Genomic DNA, 13,184 nt, shown 5'->3' with positions numbered 1-13,184 from the left:
CGGCCGCTGTGCAACTCTGCGGCGCATGAGCGAACCATTTATCGGCAGCGAGGCATTGGGGTCGGGCGCGTTGAACCGCCATCAATTGCGGACGCGCTACCGCGCCTTGTTGCCCGACGTCTACCTGCCGACGACGGCGCAGCCCTCCCTGGAACAGCGCATCTCCGCGGCTTGGCTGTGGTCGAGAGGCAGGGCGACCATCGCGGGTGCGGCTGCCGCGGCGCTGCACGGCACCAAGTGGGTTCCCCATGACGTCCCGGTCGAGTTGGTCTGCGTCAACTCCCGGCCGCCGCGCGGCGTCCTGACCCGCCGCTGCGTGCTGTTGGACGGTGAAGCTCAGCCGATGGGCGGCCGGTCGGTCACCACGCCGGAGCGCACGGCGTTCGACATCGGGCGCGGTGGGGCGATTCACTCGGCCGTTGCGCGGTTGGATGCGCTGGCGGCCGCGACGGGTTTCAAGGTCGAGGACGTCTTGCGGGTTTCGCGGCGCCACCCGCGCTCACCGGGTCTGCGGCGGTTGGAGACCGCGCTCGAACTCGTCGATGCGGGCGCACAGTCTCCCAGGGAGAGCTATCTTCGGCTGCTCCTCATCGAAGCGGGATTCCCGCGGCCGCAGACCCAGATACCGGTGTTGGGCGCGGACGGCATTCCCGTCGCTCACATCGACGCGGGCTGGGAACAGTACATGGTCGGCGTCGAATATGAAGGCGAGCAACACCAGACCGACCGGCGGCGGCACGTCTACGACATTCAGCGCCTCGAGATGCTTGATCGGATGGGCTGGCTCATCGTCCGGGTCGTCGCCGAGGATCCCCGCGCCAGTGTCGTGCGCCGGGTGCGATTGGCGCTGCTGGAACGGGGTTGGGCGGCGCACTGACGAGGTGAGCGCGATTCCTTGGCTTTCATTGTGCACCTGCGGCTTTGGTTGTGAACACAGCGCAGGATCCGGGCGAATTTCAAGCCCAGGATTCACACCCAAAGCCATCGATTCACACGCAAACTCATCAGCGGCCCGGTGTGGTCAACGGCCGCCACGTGTGCTGACGGACTTGACCGTGCGTTGACGGCTTCCAGTGTGAGCCCGCGGCGACGTCGGGGCGATCTTCCCGCCCTCAACGCACGCGCGAATCCCTGAATGCACACGCAAAGACCAGGACTCACGCTCGCGACGGGGGCCGCAGCGCACGGCACAGCCTAAAACGTGCTCGTCGGCCGCACCTTGTTTGCCATGTCCACCAGCGTGTAGCGATGCCGCTGGGTGGGCGCGACGCGGGCCAGGCTCCGCAGCGACGCCTCGACGCCCAGGCGCAGGCCGTGTTCGGTGAAGGGGAAACCAAGAATGTGGTTGGTGCTGGCCTCGTTGTCCTGCAGCCAGTCCATCGCGCCGCCGAGCACCAGGGCGCGGATCTGCAGCACGCGTGGTTCGGTCGGCGGCAGCGCCTCCACGCGGCGGGCCGCGTCGCGGATCTGCTCCTCGGTGATTTCACCCGTCGACCGGCCGGACATCAGGGTCACCGCGCTGGTCAGCCGCGCGGTGGTGAAATGCCTTGAGGTGGGCGGCACTTCGTCCAGGGTGCTCACCGCGGCCTCGCGATCGCCCTCGGCCGACAGCGACCGGGCGAGCCCGAAAGCCGCCGAGATCACGCCGTCGTTGGTCTTCCACACGGTTTGGTAGAACTTGTGGTCGTCGGTGTTGCCGGCGAGCTCTGCCGTTGCGGCCAGCGCCAGCTTGGGCCCGAGCTCGCCGGGGAAGGTGTCCAGTACCTCGGTGAAATGCTTTGTGGCGGAGTCGTAGTCGCCGGTGAGCAGCTCGGCCACGGCCCGGTACCAGACCAGCCGCCACCGCCAGCCGACCCGCTCGGCCAGGTCGTCGAGCTTGCGGGTGGCCTTGGCCACGTCGCCGAGGTCCAGCAGCGCGCGGACCTCCATCAGCGGCAGCTCGATCGACTCGGCCACCTCGATGCCGTCGGCGTCCAGCGAGCCGTGTCGGGCCGCGCGCAACGAGTCCAGCGTCTGCACCGGCTGGGACAGCACCGTCGCCTGCAGCACGGGCGCCGCGACGTCGGTCGGGTCGACCAGCGGCACCGGCAGCGCGGTCACGATCTCCCTGGCGGTCAGCTTCTCAGAGTGCACCTGCCCGTCCAGGTACACGTCGGTGTGCGCGACGAGCAGGTCCACCCCGAACGTCGAGCGGCTGGGCGAAAAGACCGTCGACAGGCCGGGTCTCGGTATCCCGGTGTCCTGGGCGACCACCTCGCGCAGCACGCCCATCAACTGGGCGGACATCTCGTCGGCGGTGGAGAACCGGCGCCGCGGGTCCGGGTCGGTGGCGCGCCGCAGCAGCCGGCCGAACGAGTCGTAGTTCTTCAGCACCGGATCGTCGTCCGGCAGACCGTCCACGTAACGGCCGTTGCGGGTGCGCAGGTTCAGGGTCAGCGCCGCCAACGTGCGGCCCACCGTGTAGATGTCGGTGGCGATTGTCGGGCCGGTCCGCACGATCTCGGGCGCCTGGAAACCCGGTGTGCCATAGAGGTATCCGAACGAATTGATCCGCGACACCGCGCCGAGGTCGATGAGCTTGAGCTGCTCCTCGGTGAGCATGATGTTCTCCGGCTTCAGGTCGTTGTAGACCAGGCCGATGGAGTGCAAATAGGTCAGCGCGGGCAGGATTTCCAGCAGGTAGGCGATCGCCTCGGCGACGGGCAGCTTCTCGGATTTGCCGTCCTTGAGGGCCCGCTTGAGCGACTGCCCGCCGATGTACTCCATGACGATGTAGCCGACGGGGGCCCCGTTCGCGTCGGTGTGCTCGACGAAGTTGAAGATCTGCACGATCTGCGGGTGAACCACCTCGGCGAGGAACTGCCGCTCGGCCATGGCGATGGCCTGCGCCTCGGCGTCACCCGAATGCACCAGGCCCTTGAGCACCACCGGGCGGTCGTTGACGTTGTGGTCGAGCGCCAGGTAGACCCAACCCAGGCCGCCGTGCGCGATGCAGCCCTTGACCTCGTATTGGCCGGCGACGATGTCACCCGGATTCAGTTGCGGCAAAAAGGAATACGGGCTGCCGCACGAGGGGCACCAGCCCTCCGACTCGCCCTTGCCCTCGGCGCCCGACCGGCCGACCGGCTTCCCGCAGTTCCAGCAGAAGCGCTTGGACTCCGGCACCACCGGGTTGGTCATCAGGGCCTCGAGCGGATCGATGTCCCGCACGCGCGGGATCTCGACCAGGCCACCGCCGAGCTGCCGCGTCGGCGGGAGCACGCGCGTGGCCACCGTCATCCGTTCGGGCGCGTCGGTGTCGATCCCCGGGATGAGGAAGTCGTCCTCGTCGTCGTCGAAGTCGGGGCGGAACAGCGCTTGGGTGGCCTGGATTCGCCCGGTCACCGGACCGCCCTGCGTGTCCGGGGCTGCGGCGCCGTCGTCGGCGCCGGGCTGCTCGGTGTGATCCAGCTCGGCCATCAGTCCACGTACCTCGGCGTCGGCGGGGCGGGTGCGGGTCCGAGCACCGTCAACCACTTGCGGTACAACGTGTTCCACGTGCCGTCCCGGCGGATCCGTTCCAGCGTGCCGTTGACGAACCGGACCAGGCCGGTGTTGTTCAGGTTGACGCCGACGCCGTAGGGCTGGGTGGCCATGTTCGGCCCCACGATGTGCAGGTAGGGGTCCTCCTCCACCAGCCCGGCCAGGATCGAGTCGTCGGTGCTGACGGCGTCGATCTCGCGCTGCTGCATGGCCACCAGGCAGTCGGCCCAGTTCACCACGGACACGACGACCGGTGGCGGGTCGATCTGCTGGATCCGGTGCAGCGACGTGGTGCCCTTTGCCACGCAGACGCGCTTGCCGGACAGGTCGGCCACCTTGGCGATCGGCGAGTCACGCGGAGCCAGGATACGCTGGTTGGCGTCGAGGTAGACGGTGGAGAAGTTGACCAGCTTGCGCCTTTCGCAGGTGATCGTCATGGTCTTGACCACGACGTCGACCTCATTGCGCTGCAGGGCGGTGACGCGCTCGTCCGCCGACAGGATCCGGTACTCGACGTGCGACGGGGCGCCGAAGATATCGCGGGCGATCTCGCCGGCGATGTCGACGTCGAAGCCGGTGATCTCGCCGGTGATCGGGTCGCGGAAGCTGAACAGGTTGCTGCCGATGTCGAGCCCGACGATCAGCCTGCCGCGGGCCCGGATGTCGGCGACGGCGGCGTCGGCCTCGGCCTTGGTTCCGAACGGCCGCAGGCTGGCGGTCGCGTTGCAGCCCTGGCTGGGATCGTCGGGCGGCACCGGCGGCTGCGGCGGCAGCTGCTCCATGCCGACCGGCGTGGGCGGCGGCAGCGTCGGCACGGTGGCCACGGTCAGCGTCTCGGTGTGGCCGCACCCGGCCAGGACGACCGCGGCGGCCAGCGCGCCCAGGTAGCGCCTCATCACCGGTATTCCTTCAACCGCGGCCACAGGCCCAGCGCGAGGGCGATCGCGGCGCCGAGGGACAGCACCACGCCGCCCACCTGGGCGCCGGACAGCCCGCTGCGCGCGTTGATCACGTCGTTGCGCAGGTGGGTGCGGCTCTGGTCCATGGCCTTGCCCAACTCGTCCTCGAGCTTGTCGAACGCCGGGGTCGAGTCGTCCTCGCCGCTGCCCAGCGCGACCTGGGTGGCCGCCCGGTAGTTGCCCACGGAGATGTAGGAGTTGATCCGGTCGTTGGCCTGGCGCCAGCGCACCAGCAGTTGATCGGCGCCCTGCAGGTCCGGCTTGTCCACGGCGTCGCTGCGCGACAGGTACTGCTCGAGCTGGGAGTGCATGGAGTCGATGCGGTCGTAGAACGACTGCTTGCGCATCTCCTCGTCGCCGCGGCGAATCAGCGACAGCGTCTCGTCGGCCCGCGCCTGCTGGGCGGTGATGGCGACGTTGGTGACGGTCCGCAGGGACTCCGCGGCGGTGTCCTTGGCGCTACGACTCGCGGTCGTGGAGATGGTTAGCGCGGTCCCGACCCATACCACCATGACGAGGATACCGAGCGCGCCGACGACCAGCCCCGGGTTGATCCGGCGCCTGGTGCGCCGGGCCAGCCAGCGATGCGAGAACGCGCCGAACACCACCGTGCTGGCGACGACGAGGATCACCGGGGCCGGGAAATGCGTGGACGCCGTGGTCTCGCTGTCCACCCGCTCCGACGTCGCCTGGTAGAGCTGCGCGGCGTCCGGCAGGATCCTCGACTGCATCAGCCCCGAGGCCTCCGACAGGTACGACGACCCGACCGGGTTGCCCTCCCGATTGTTGGTCCGCGCGATCTCGATCAGCCCGGTGTAGACCGCCAATTCGGCGTTGAGTCGGCCCAGCAACTGCACCAGCGGTTCGTCGGTCAGCCCGCTCGACGCCCGGGTCACCGCGACCGCGGCGTCGGTGATGGCCTGCTCGTAGCGCAGCCGGACCGGGCGCGGCTCGGCCTGGGCGATGAACGCGGTGGCCGCCGCCGCGTCGGCCACCGACAGCGTGGTGTAGAGCCGCCCGGCGGCGAACGACAGCGGCTCGGTGTGGTTGAGCACCGTGGAGAGCACCTGCTGGCGGTGGTTGATCGTCGTCGAGGTGGCGAAGGCGCTGGAGACGCCGAGCGCGGCGAGCACGATGCCGATGGTCAGGATCCGCCCCGGCGTCGTGGAGATGAACCACCACCGGGGGTGGGCGGGTTCGGCCGGCGACCGCGACCCCTTCGGCTCGGTCGACGGGTGCGCCAGCTCAACCGTCACGTCTGCTCAGCCCTCATCTCTAGGCCCCAAATTTCGCCGCACGAACCCGAATAAGCGAATTCTAAGAGAATGTTCGCCCGGATGGGGGGAGGCGACCCGATTGACCGGGCGGATCTCCTGCATATCCTGATCACGTGCACGGCGACGGTGACGGATGGGTGGTATCCGACAGCGGCGCTCACTACTGGGGCCGCTACGGGGCGGCCGGCCTCTTGTTGCGCGCCCCCGCGCCCGACGGCACGCCCGCGGTGCTGCTGCAGCACCGGGCGGTGTGGAGCCACCAGGGCGGCACGTGGGGGTTGCCCGGCGGCGCGCGGGACAGCCACGAGACCCCGGAGCAGACCGCGGTCCGCGAGGCGCACGAGGAGGCCGGGCTGCTGGCCGACCTGGTCTCCGTCCGGGCCACGGTCGTCACCGCCGAGGTGTCCGGCATCGGTGGCACCCGTTGGAGCTACACCACCGTTGTCGCCGACGCGGCCGAGCTGCTGCAGACCGTCCCCAACCGGGAAAGCGCCGAGATGCGCTGGGTCGCCGAGAGCGACGTGGCCGACCTCCCGCTGCATCCCGGTTTCGCGGCGAGCTGGCAGCGGCTGCGGACCGCGCCGGCGCTGGTGCACCTGGACCACGGCGACGAACGGCGCAAGTACCTGCCGCGCACCCTCGAGATCGAGGCCGGCGTGTTCGTGTGGTGCATGCCGGGTGAGGCCGGCCAGGAGCCGTCGCAGCTGAGCCGCCGCATCAGCTCGCTGCTGCAAGCGCCGACCTGAGCCGTTCGGCAGCGGCCCGCGGGTCCGCGGCCGCGGTGATGGCCCGCACCACCACGACTCGTCGCGCGCCCGCGCCGAGCACGTCGGGCAGCCGCTCGGCGTCGATGCCGCCGATCGCGAACCACGGCTTGTCGGTGGCGAGCGAGGCGGCCAGCCGCACCAGCTGCAGGCCCGGCGCCGGGCGGCCCGGCTTGGTCGGGGTGGGCCAGCACGGCCCGACGCAGAAGTAGTCGGCCTCGGATGCGGCGGCGGCCGCCGCCTGCCCGGGATCGTGGCTGGACAGCCCGATCACCGTGTTTGGCCCGACCATCTCGCGCGCCACGCGCAGCGGCAGGTCCCGCTGGCCCAGGTGCAGCACGTCGGCGCCGGACGCGCGGGCGACGTCGGCGCGGTCGTTGACCGCGAACAGGGCGCCGTGCCGGCGCGCCGCCTCGGCGAGGATCTCGCAGGCGGCCAGCTCGTCGCGCGCCTCGAGCGGCCCGAACAGCCGCTCGCCGGCCGACCCCTTGTCGCGCAACTGGACGATGTCGACCCCGCCGGCCAGGGCCTCGTCGGCGAACTCGGCCAGGTCGCCCAGCTCGCGGCGGGCGTCGGTACACAGATACAACCTCGCCGCGGCGAGACGGGAAGCCGGTTGGTGCACAGCGCGACGGTATCGCGCTAGCGTGGACTCCGAAGAGCACGGGAGCCCCGGGTTGCCGGCGGGGCTGAGAGTGGGCACAGCCAGAACAACTGGACCTGCCCTTACCGTCACACCTGATCCGGGTCATGCCGGCGAAGGGAGCAGCAGATGCCACATTCACTCGCCGTGGTGGGCGGCGGGGTCATCGGGCTGTCGGTGGCGCGCCGCGCGGCGCAGGCCGGCTGGTCGGTGCGGGTGCACCGTACCGGCGATGCGGGCGCGTCGTGGGTCGCGGGCGGCATGCTCGCCCCGCACAGCGAGGGCTGGCCGGGCGAGGAGCGGTTGCTGCGGCTGGGCCTCGAATCGCTGCGGCTGTGGCGCGAAGGCGGCTATTTGGACGGGCTGCCGCCGGAGGTGGTCACCGCCCGCGAGTCGCTGGTGGTGGCAGTCGACCGGGCCGACGTCGCGGACCTGCGCACCGTCGCCGACTGGTTGTCGCAGCAGGGGCACCCGGTGGTCTGGGAGTCGGCCGCGCGCGACGTGGAACCCCTGCTGGCCCAGGGCATCCGGCACGGTTTCCGGGCGCCCACCGAGCTGGCCGTGGACAACCGCGCCGTGCTCGACGCGCTGAGCGCGGCCTGCGAGCGCCTGGGCGTGGCCTGGGCTGGGCCGGTGCGCGACCTCGCGCGGGTGGCGGCCGACGCGGTGGTGATCGCCAACGGCGTCGACGCGCCCACGCTGTGGCCCGGCCTGCCGGTGCGCCCGGTGAAGGGCGAGGTGCTGCGGCTGCGCTGGCGCAAGGGGTGTATGCCGTTGCCACGCAGGGTGATTCGTGCCCGCGTGCACGGACGCCAGGTGTACCTGGTGCCGCGCCCGGACGGGGCGGTCGTCGGCGCCACCCAGTACGAGCACGGACGCGACACCGCGCCGGTGGTGTCCGGGGTGCGTGACCTGCTCGATGACGCGTGCGCGGTGCTGCCGGCGCTGGGGGAGTACGAACTGGCCGAGTGCGCCGCCGGGCTGCGCCCGATGACACCCGACAATCTGCCCATCGTGCAACGCCTGGACGAGCGCACCCTGGTCGCCGCCGGCCACGGCCGGTCCGGCTTCCTGCTGGCGCCGTGGACCGCCGAACAGATCGTGTCCGAACTCCTCCCGGTCGGGGCCCACTCATGATCGTCACGGTCAACGAGCAGCAGGTCGAGGTCGACGAGCGGACCACCGTCGCCGCGCTCCTGGAGTCGCTGGGCTTCCCCGAGCGGGGCATCGCGGTGGCGATGGACCTGGCGGTGCTGCCGCGGTCGCGGTGGGCCACAACATTATTCGACGGTGCCCGACTCGAGGTGGTGACGGCGGTGCAAGGTGGCTGATGCCAAACTGACGATCGCGGACCGCAGCTTCGCCTCGCGGCTGATCATGGGCACCGGGGGAGCGACGAACCTGGCGGTGCTCGAGGAGGCGCTGGTCGCGTCGGGGACGGAGCTGACAACCGTCGCGATCCGCCGGGTGGACGCCGAGGGCGGGACCGGGCTGCTGGACCTGCTGGGCCGCCTGGGCATCACGCCGCTGCCCAACACCGCGGGCTGCCGCGGCGCCGCCGAGGCGGTGCTCACCGCGCAGCTCGCCCGCGAGGCGCTGAACACCAACTGGGTCAAGCTCGAGGTGATCGCCGACGAACGCACGCTGCTGCCCGACGCGGTCGAATTGGTGCGGGCGGCAGAGCAATTGGTCGACGACGGGTTCGTCGTGCTGCCCTACACCAACGATGACCCCGCGCTGGCCCGTCGGCTGGAAGACGCCGGCTGCGCGGCGGTGATGCCGCTGGGCGCCCCGATCGGCACCGGCCTGGGCATCACCAACCCGCACAACATCGAGATGATCGTCGCGCGGGCCGGCGTCCCGGTGGTGCTCGACGCCGGCATCGGCACCGCCAGCGATGCCGCGCTGGCCATGGAATTGGGTTGCGACGCCGTGCTTCTGGCCACCGCGGTGACCCGCGCCGCCGACCCGCCGGCCATGGCCGCGGCGATGGCCGCCGCCGTCACCGCGGGCCATCTGGCGCGGCGCGCCGGGCGGATCCCGAAGCGGTTCTGGGCGCAGGCGTCCAGCCCCGACCGGGCGACGATGCGGCCCGCGCAGTGGGCCGCTGAGGAGCCGGGCAATTAGGCACAGTCGATGAAGCGCTATGTCGCACTGGGCAGTTCGATGGCCGCCGGCCCCGGCATCAGGCCCCGCGCGGCGGGGGCGCCGCGGTGGTCGGGCCGATCGGCCCGCAACTACCCGCACCTGGTCGCCCAACGGCTGAACTTCGAGCTGGTCGACGTCACCTTTTCCGGCGCCACCACCGGCCACGTGCTCGCCGAACATCAGCACGGCCGGCCGCCGCAGGTCGCGGCGCTGGATGGATCGGAGAGCCTGGTCACGGTGACGATCGGCGGCAACGACGTCGGCTACGTGCCGCTGTTGATGGCCGCCGCGCTGCCGCGCGCGGTCCGCGGCCTGCCACTGCTGGGCGGGCTCATTTCCGGATTGCTGGACCGCGACGCGCGCGATCGGGCGCTGGCCGACGTGTCCGATTCGTTGTGCGCGGTCGGCACCGCGGTGCGCCGGGGCGCCCCACGCGCCCGGGTGTTGTTCGTCGACTACCTGACGATCCTGCCGCCCGCGGGTGCGCCGGCGCCGCCGTTGCCGCAGGCGGATGCCGACCTGGGCCGCCATGTCGCCACCACGCTCGAACGCGCCACCGCCGACGCGGCCGCCGCGACCGGATGCGAAATCGTCCGTGCCGCCGACGCCAGCCGGCAACACCACGCGTGGTCGGCCGAGCCGTGGACCACCACGCCCGCGCGATACGGTGTGCCGCTGCCCGGGCGGCCGGCGCCGCTGCACCCCAACGGCGCCGGGATGCGTGCGGTCGCGGATTTGGTTGCCGCGCAACTGTAGAGCGTCAGCCGTTGGTGCGCCACCACTGGTAGAGCGCGTTGACGTCGGTGTTGGACGCCCGGATGTGGCTCAACACGTTTTTGGCGTCGGTGGTCCAGGTGATGACCGCGGCGTTCTTGTAGGTTCCGCACGCCACCTGCCCCGCCGTCGCGCCCGTGCTGCCCTGGTGCCAGGTGCCCGGCGATTGGCCATTGTCACCGCACGGGCTCAGCGACACACCGTTGATGCCGGAGGTGAACGCGGCGGCCAGGTCGCTGCCGTTGTTGAACAGTTGGTAGACGCCGGCGGCCGGTCCGTCGGAATCGGGGTTTTGCCCGCAATCGAGTTCGGCCAGAACGGGACCCGACAATGGCGCCGCTTGACAATTGTTGAGGCCGTAGCCCTTCGACAGCGCTCCGGCCAGGGTGTTGATGTCGTCCGAGCTGCCGGTGCCGGGGTCCGCGGTCGCCGTGACCTCCCCGACGAGGGCGGAGCCGCCCATGAGCGCCACGGCCGTCGCGGCCCGCAGCGCGTTGGTGAGAGGGGACATTCTGAACTCCTTCATCGTGTGGGAAAATCAAGGAACCCGAGCATGTTTCGAGCCGCGTTGCCGAAATAGATCGGCCCAATGGTTGATGTCAGCCGTTCGCGCGCCACCACTGGTAGAGCGCCGCGACGTCGGAGTTGGATCCGCGGATGAGGCTCAGCACGTTTTTGGAGTCCGTGGTCCAGATCACCTCGGCGGCATTCTGGTAGGTGCCGCACGCCACGGATCCCGAGTTGGCGTTGTTACCGCCCTGATGCCACGTCGTGGGCGATGGGCCGCTGTCCCCGCACGCGGTCAACACGTCGTCCTTGATGCTGGTCTTGAACGAGCCGTTCAGGCTGTCGGCGTTGTTCAGGAGGATGTACCTCGCCTGGACCGGGCCGCCGGGGTCGGGGTTTTGGCCGCAGGTGAGCACGGCCAGTTCACCGGCGTCGATGTTTCCGGGCGTGCAGTTGTTGAGGCCGTAGCCCTTGGACAGAGAGGCGGCCAGCGTGTTGACGTCCGCCGGGTTACCGGTGTTGGGGTCCGCGACCGCCGCGGCGGCACCGGCCAACGCGAAACCGCCCGCGAGCGCTGCGGCCGCCGCGGCTCGCAGCGCCTTGCTCAGATGAGGCATCCCTGGCTCCTAACGATTGCGTCGCGCACCGGAAACAATGCTTCCGCTAAAGGGATCGTAGGGCTATGTCCTGTCTATGCAATACATTCCGCTGGCAATTATCTGTTTGGGCATCTATCTATTCGCGGATGGCCGGTCCTGCCCGGACGGCAAAGCGGTTCACGGCCAGCCTATTTCGTCCCCTTCCGGCATATTCGCGCCGCTCGGCCGGTATGCGCAAATAATGAATTTCGCCGAGATAGTGCCGTCGCCGCGCCGCTCGGGTATGGTAAGCACCGCTTCACGCCAGTTAACTACTCGCGACTGGAGAATCCATGACACAGCCACCCCCGCCACCGGGATACCCGCCGCAGCAGCAGCCCGTTGGGCAAGCGCCGAATAACTACTTGGTGTGGGCGATTTTGGCGACGATATTCTGCTTTCCCATCACCGGGATCGTCGCGATCGTGAAAGCCGCCCAAGTCAATGGAATGTGGGCACAGGGTTTGCACGCGGAGGCGCAGGCGGCCGCCGCCAGCGCCCGCAAGTGGGTCATCTGGTCGGTCATCATCTGGGTCGTCTGGGTTGTCGTCGCCATCATCTACACGGTGGCGGTCGGGATGAACGCGGACAACACCAGCGCGGCCATGATTTCCGCGATGTTCTGAGCGCGGACGCTCGTGGTTACGCGCCAACGGCCGGTGCGGTTCGCCCTGGGCGCGCCGCTCCTGGTGGCCGCGTCGACGACCTTGGTGTGCGCGGCCACGTGGGTGGGTGACCCCACCACGCCGGGCGGACCGCTGCCGGTGTGTCCCACCAAAGCGCTGCTGGGCATCGACTGCCCGGGGTGCGGCACCGCGCGGATGTTGTATTCGCTGATGCACGGCAACCTGGCGGCGGCGGCCCGGTTCAACGCGCTGGGCCTGGTGGCGCTGGTGCTGCTGGTGTGGGCGTACGGGGCCTGGACCTATGGCCGGGTGACGGGCCGGCGGGTCCAAGCTTGGCAGCATCAGCGCTGGGCGGCGATGGTGACGCTGCTGCTGGTGGCGGTCTGGTTTGTGGTGCGTAACATTCCTTTTGCGCCATTCACCGCGCTGTATGTCTAACCTTGGGCGCGATGGTAAAAAAATCGCGGACGATCCCGGCGGTGCTCGGCGCGGTCGCCCTGACCGCATCCCTGCTCGGTTGCTCTCATCGCTGCGTCGGCTCGGATCCGGCGACCGGTAATCCCGCCGCGGCCTCGTTCGCGACCGCCCTGCACGACAAGGTCACGGCCGACGCGATGATGGCGCACCTGACCAAACTCCAGGACATCGCCAACGCCAACAATGGCACCCGCGCAGTAGGCACCCCCGGCTACGAAGCCAGCGTCGATTACGTGGTTAACACGTTGCGCGGCAGCGGTTTCGACGTGCAGACGCCCGAATTCTCGGCCCGGGTGTTCCACGGCGACAAGCCGGCGCTGACGGTCGGCGGCACGGCCGTGGAGGCCCGGGCCTTGGAGTTCAGCCTCGGCACCCCGCCCGACGGGGTGAGCGGGCCGCTGGTGCCGGTGCCGCCGGGCGACGACCCGGGCTGTAAGGCCTCCGACTTCGATGGGCTGCGGGTGCAGGGCGCGGTGGTGCTGGTGGACCGCGGCACCTGCCCGTTCGCCCAGAAGGAGGATGCCGCGGCGCAGCGCGGCGCCGTCGCGATGATCGTCGCCGACAACGTCGACGAGCAGCAGATGGGCGGCACCCTCGGGCCCGACACCCACGTGAAGATTCCGGTGCTGAGCGTCACCAAGTCCATCGGGATCCAGCTGCGCGCCCAGCCCGGGCCCACCACGATCAAGCTCAACGCGAGCGTCCAAAACGTCAAGGCCCGCAACGTGATCGCGCAGACGAAGACCGGTTCGCCCACCGACGTGGTGATGGCGGGCGCGCACCTGGACAGCGTGCCCGAGGGGCCGGGCATCAACGACAACGGGTCCGGCGTGGCCGCCGTCCTGGAAA

General features: G+C 70.1%; 15 protein-coding genes and 1 riboswitch. Of the genes, 9 read left to right on the top strand and 6 right to left on the bottom strand.

Annotation, left to right across the window (positions count from 1 at the left end; genetic code table 11):
- The first annotated feature begins 25 nt into the window (after window positions 1-25).
- Complete coding sequence (locus A5673_RS24445) at window positions 26-877, top strand: hypothetical protein (RefSeq protein WP_068238602.1); 852 nt, start codon at window positions 26-28, stop codon at window positions 875-877.
- Between the two features lie 317 nt (window positions 878-1,194).
- On the opposite strand, the gene A5673_RS24440 is transcribed toward A5673_RS24445, so the two are convergent.
- The 3 genes from A5673_RS24440 to glnX are packed head-to-tail and all read right to left on the bottom strand — an operon-like array spanning window position 1,195 to window position 5,737.
- Window positions 1,195-3,459 carry a serine/threonine-protein kinase PknG gene (locus A5673_RS24440; protein WP_068238600.1) on the bottom strand — a complete coding sequence of 755 codons (2,265 nt, stop codon included), beginning with the start codon at window positions 3,457-3,459 and terminating at the stop codon, window positions 1,195-1,197.
- Complete coding sequence (locus A5673_RS24435; RefSeq protein WP_068238598.1) at window positions 3,459-4,418, bottom strand: glutamate ABC transporter substrate-binding protein; 960 nt, start codon at window positions 4,416-4,418, stop codon at window positions 3,459-3,461. The genes A5673_RS24440 and A5673_RS24435 overlap by 1 nt, the downstream gene beginning before the upstream one ends.
- Window positions 4,418-5,737, bottom strand: a complete 1,320-nt coding sequence (glnX, locus tag A5673_RS24430) for a protein kinase G-activating protein GlnX (RefSeq protein WP_068238596.1) — start codon at window positions 5,735-5,737, stop codon at window positions 4,418-4,420. The genes A5673_RS24435 and glnX overlap by 1 nt, the downstream gene beginning before the upstream one ends.
- 134 nt (window positions 5,738-5,871) lie before the next feature.
- Between glnX and A5673_RS24425 the strand changes: the two genes are divergently transcribed.
- Window positions 5,872-6,504, top strand: coding sequence for an NUDIX hydrolase (locus A5673_RS24425; protein ID WP_068238594.1), 633 nt, complete (start codon window positions 5,872-5,874; stop codon window positions 6,502-6,504).
- Here A5673_RS24425 and thiE read toward each other — a convergent pair.
- Window positions 6,476-7,147, bottom strand: a complete 672-nt coding sequence (thiE, locus tag A5673_RS24420; protein WP_068238591.1) for a thiamine phosphate synthase — start codon at window positions 7,145-7,147, stop codon at window positions 6,476-6,478. The genes A5673_RS24425 and thiE overlap by 29 nt on opposite strands.
- Before the next feature lie 28 nt (window positions 7,148-7,175).
- Window positions 7,176-7,304, top strand: a riboswitch (TPP riboswitch).
- On the opposite strand from thiE, the gene thiO reads away from it, so the two are divergent.
- From thiO to A5673_RS24400, 4 genes are all read left to right on the top strand, one after another.
- Window positions 7,295-8,302, top strand: a complete 1,008-nt coding sequence (gene thiO / locus A5673_RS24415) for a glycine oxidase ThiO (protein ID WP_068238682.1) — start codon at window positions 7,295-7,297, stop codon at window positions 8,300-8,302. It overlaps the preceding riboswitch by 10 nt.
- Window positions 8,299-8,496: a sulfur carrier protein ThiS gene (thiS, locus tag A5673_RS24410; RefSeq protein ID WP_068238589.1), complete on the top strand. Its 198-nt coding sequence runs from the start codon at window positions 8,299-8,301 to the stop codon at window positions 8,494-8,496. Before thiO ends, thiS begins: the two co-directional genes overlap by 4 nt.
- The gene (locus A5673_RS24405; RefSeq protein WP_068238587.1) at window positions 8,489-9,292 is read left to right on the top strand and encodes a thiazole synthase; all 804 of its coding nucleotides are present in this window, start codon (window positions 8,489-8,491) and stop codon (window positions 9,290-9,292) included. The genes thiS and A5673_RS24405 overlap by 8 nt, the downstream gene beginning before the upstream one ends.
- Before the next feature lie 9 nt (window positions 9,293-9,301).
- Window positions 9,302-10,069 (top strand): SGNH/GDSL hydrolase family protein, encoded by a 768-nt coding sequence (locus A5673_RS24400; protein WP_068238585.1) that lies wholly within the window; start codon window positions 9,302-9,304, stop codon window positions 10,067-10,069.
- 4 nt (window positions 10,070-10,073) lie between these two features.
- Here A5673_RS24400 and A5673_RS24395 read toward each other — a convergent pair whose 3' ends face one another.
- Window positions 10,074-10,598, bottom strand: a complete 525-nt coding sequence (locus tag A5673_RS24395) for a serine/threonine protein kinase (RefSeq protein WP_068238680.1) — start codon at window positions 10,596-10,598, stop codon at window positions 10,074-10,076.
- 88 nt (window positions 10,599-10,686) lie between these two features.
- Window positions 10,687-11,211, bottom strand: coding sequence for a serine/threonine protein kinase (locus tag A5673_RS24390; RefSeq protein WP_068238582.1), 525 nt, complete (start codon window positions 11,209-11,211; stop codon window positions 10,687-10,689).
- A gap of 314 nt (window positions 11,212-11,525) precedes the next feature.
- On the opposite strand from A5673_RS24390, the gene A5673_RS24385 reads away from it, so the two are divergent.
- The 3 genes from A5673_RS24385 to A5673_RS24375 all read left to right on the top strand — a co-directional run.
- Complete coding sequence (locus tag A5673_RS24385) at window positions 11,526-11,858, top strand: CD225/dispanin family protein (protein ID WP_068238580.1); 333 nt, start codon at window positions 11,526-11,528, stop codon at window positions 11,856-11,858.
- A 12-nt stretch (window positions 11,859-11,870) separates the two neighbouring features.
- Window positions 11,871-12,296 carry a DUF2752 domain-containing protein gene (locus tag A5673_RS24380; protein ID WP_068238578.1) on the top strand — a complete coding sequence of 142 codons (426 nt, stop codon included), beginning with the start codon at window positions 11,871-11,873 and terminating at the stop codon, window positions 12,294-12,296.
- Window positions 12,297-12,307: 11 nt separating this feature from the next.
- On the top strand, window positions 12,308-13,184 hold an 877-nt coding region (locus A5673_RS24375; RefSeq protein ID WP_156748585.1), incomplete at its 3' end, for a PA domain-containing protein.

The organism is Mycobacterium sp. E3198 (assembly GCF_001667015.1).
Taxonomy (GTDB): domain Bacteria; phylum Actinomycetota; class Actinomycetes; order Mycobacteriales; family Mycobacteriaceae; genus Mycobacterium.
Note: the sequence above shows the minus strand (reverse complement) of the source record. Positions and strands in the feature narration are given on the sequence as shown.

Excerpts from the sequence above, each read along its gene's own strand:
- A5673_RS24385 (WP_068238580.1), top strand. The coding sequence starts at position 11,526 with ATGACACAGCCACCCCCGCCACCGGGATACCCGCCGCAGCAGCAGCCC.
- thiO (WP_068238682.1), top strand. The coding sequence starts at position 7,295 with ATGCCACATTCACTCGCCGTGGTGGGCGGCGGGGTCATCGGGCTGTCG.
- A5673_RS24395 (WP_068238680.1), bottom strand. The coding sequence starts at position 10,598 with ATGTCCCCTCTCACCAACGCGCTGCGGGCCGCGACGGCCGTGGCGCTC.
- A5673_RS24390 (WP_068238582.1), bottom strand. The coding sequence starts at position 11,211 with ATGCCTCATCTGAGCAAGGCGCTGCGAGCCGCGGCGGCCGCAGCGCTC.
- A5673_RS24400 (WP_068238585.1), top strand. The coding sequence starts at position 9,302 with ATGAAGCGCTATGTCGCACTGGGCAGTTCGATGGCCGCCGGCCCCGGC.
- A5673_RS24435 (WP_068238598.1), bottom strand. The coding sequence starts at position 4,418 with ATGAGGCGCTACCTGGGCGCGCTGGCCGCCGCGGTCGTCCTGGCCGGG.
- A5673_RS24440 (WP_068238600.1), bottom strand. The coding sequence starts at position 3,459 with ATGGCCGAGCTGGATCACACCGAGCAGCCCGGCGCCGACGACGGCGCC.
- A5673_RS24445 (WP_068238602.1), top strand. The coding sequence starts at position 26 with ATGAGCGAACCATTTATCGGCAGCGAGGCATTGGGGTCGGGCGCGTTG.
- thiS (WP_068238589.1), top strand. The coding sequence starts at position 8,299 with ATGATCGTCACGGTCAACGAGCAGCAGGTCGAGGTCGACGAGCGGACC.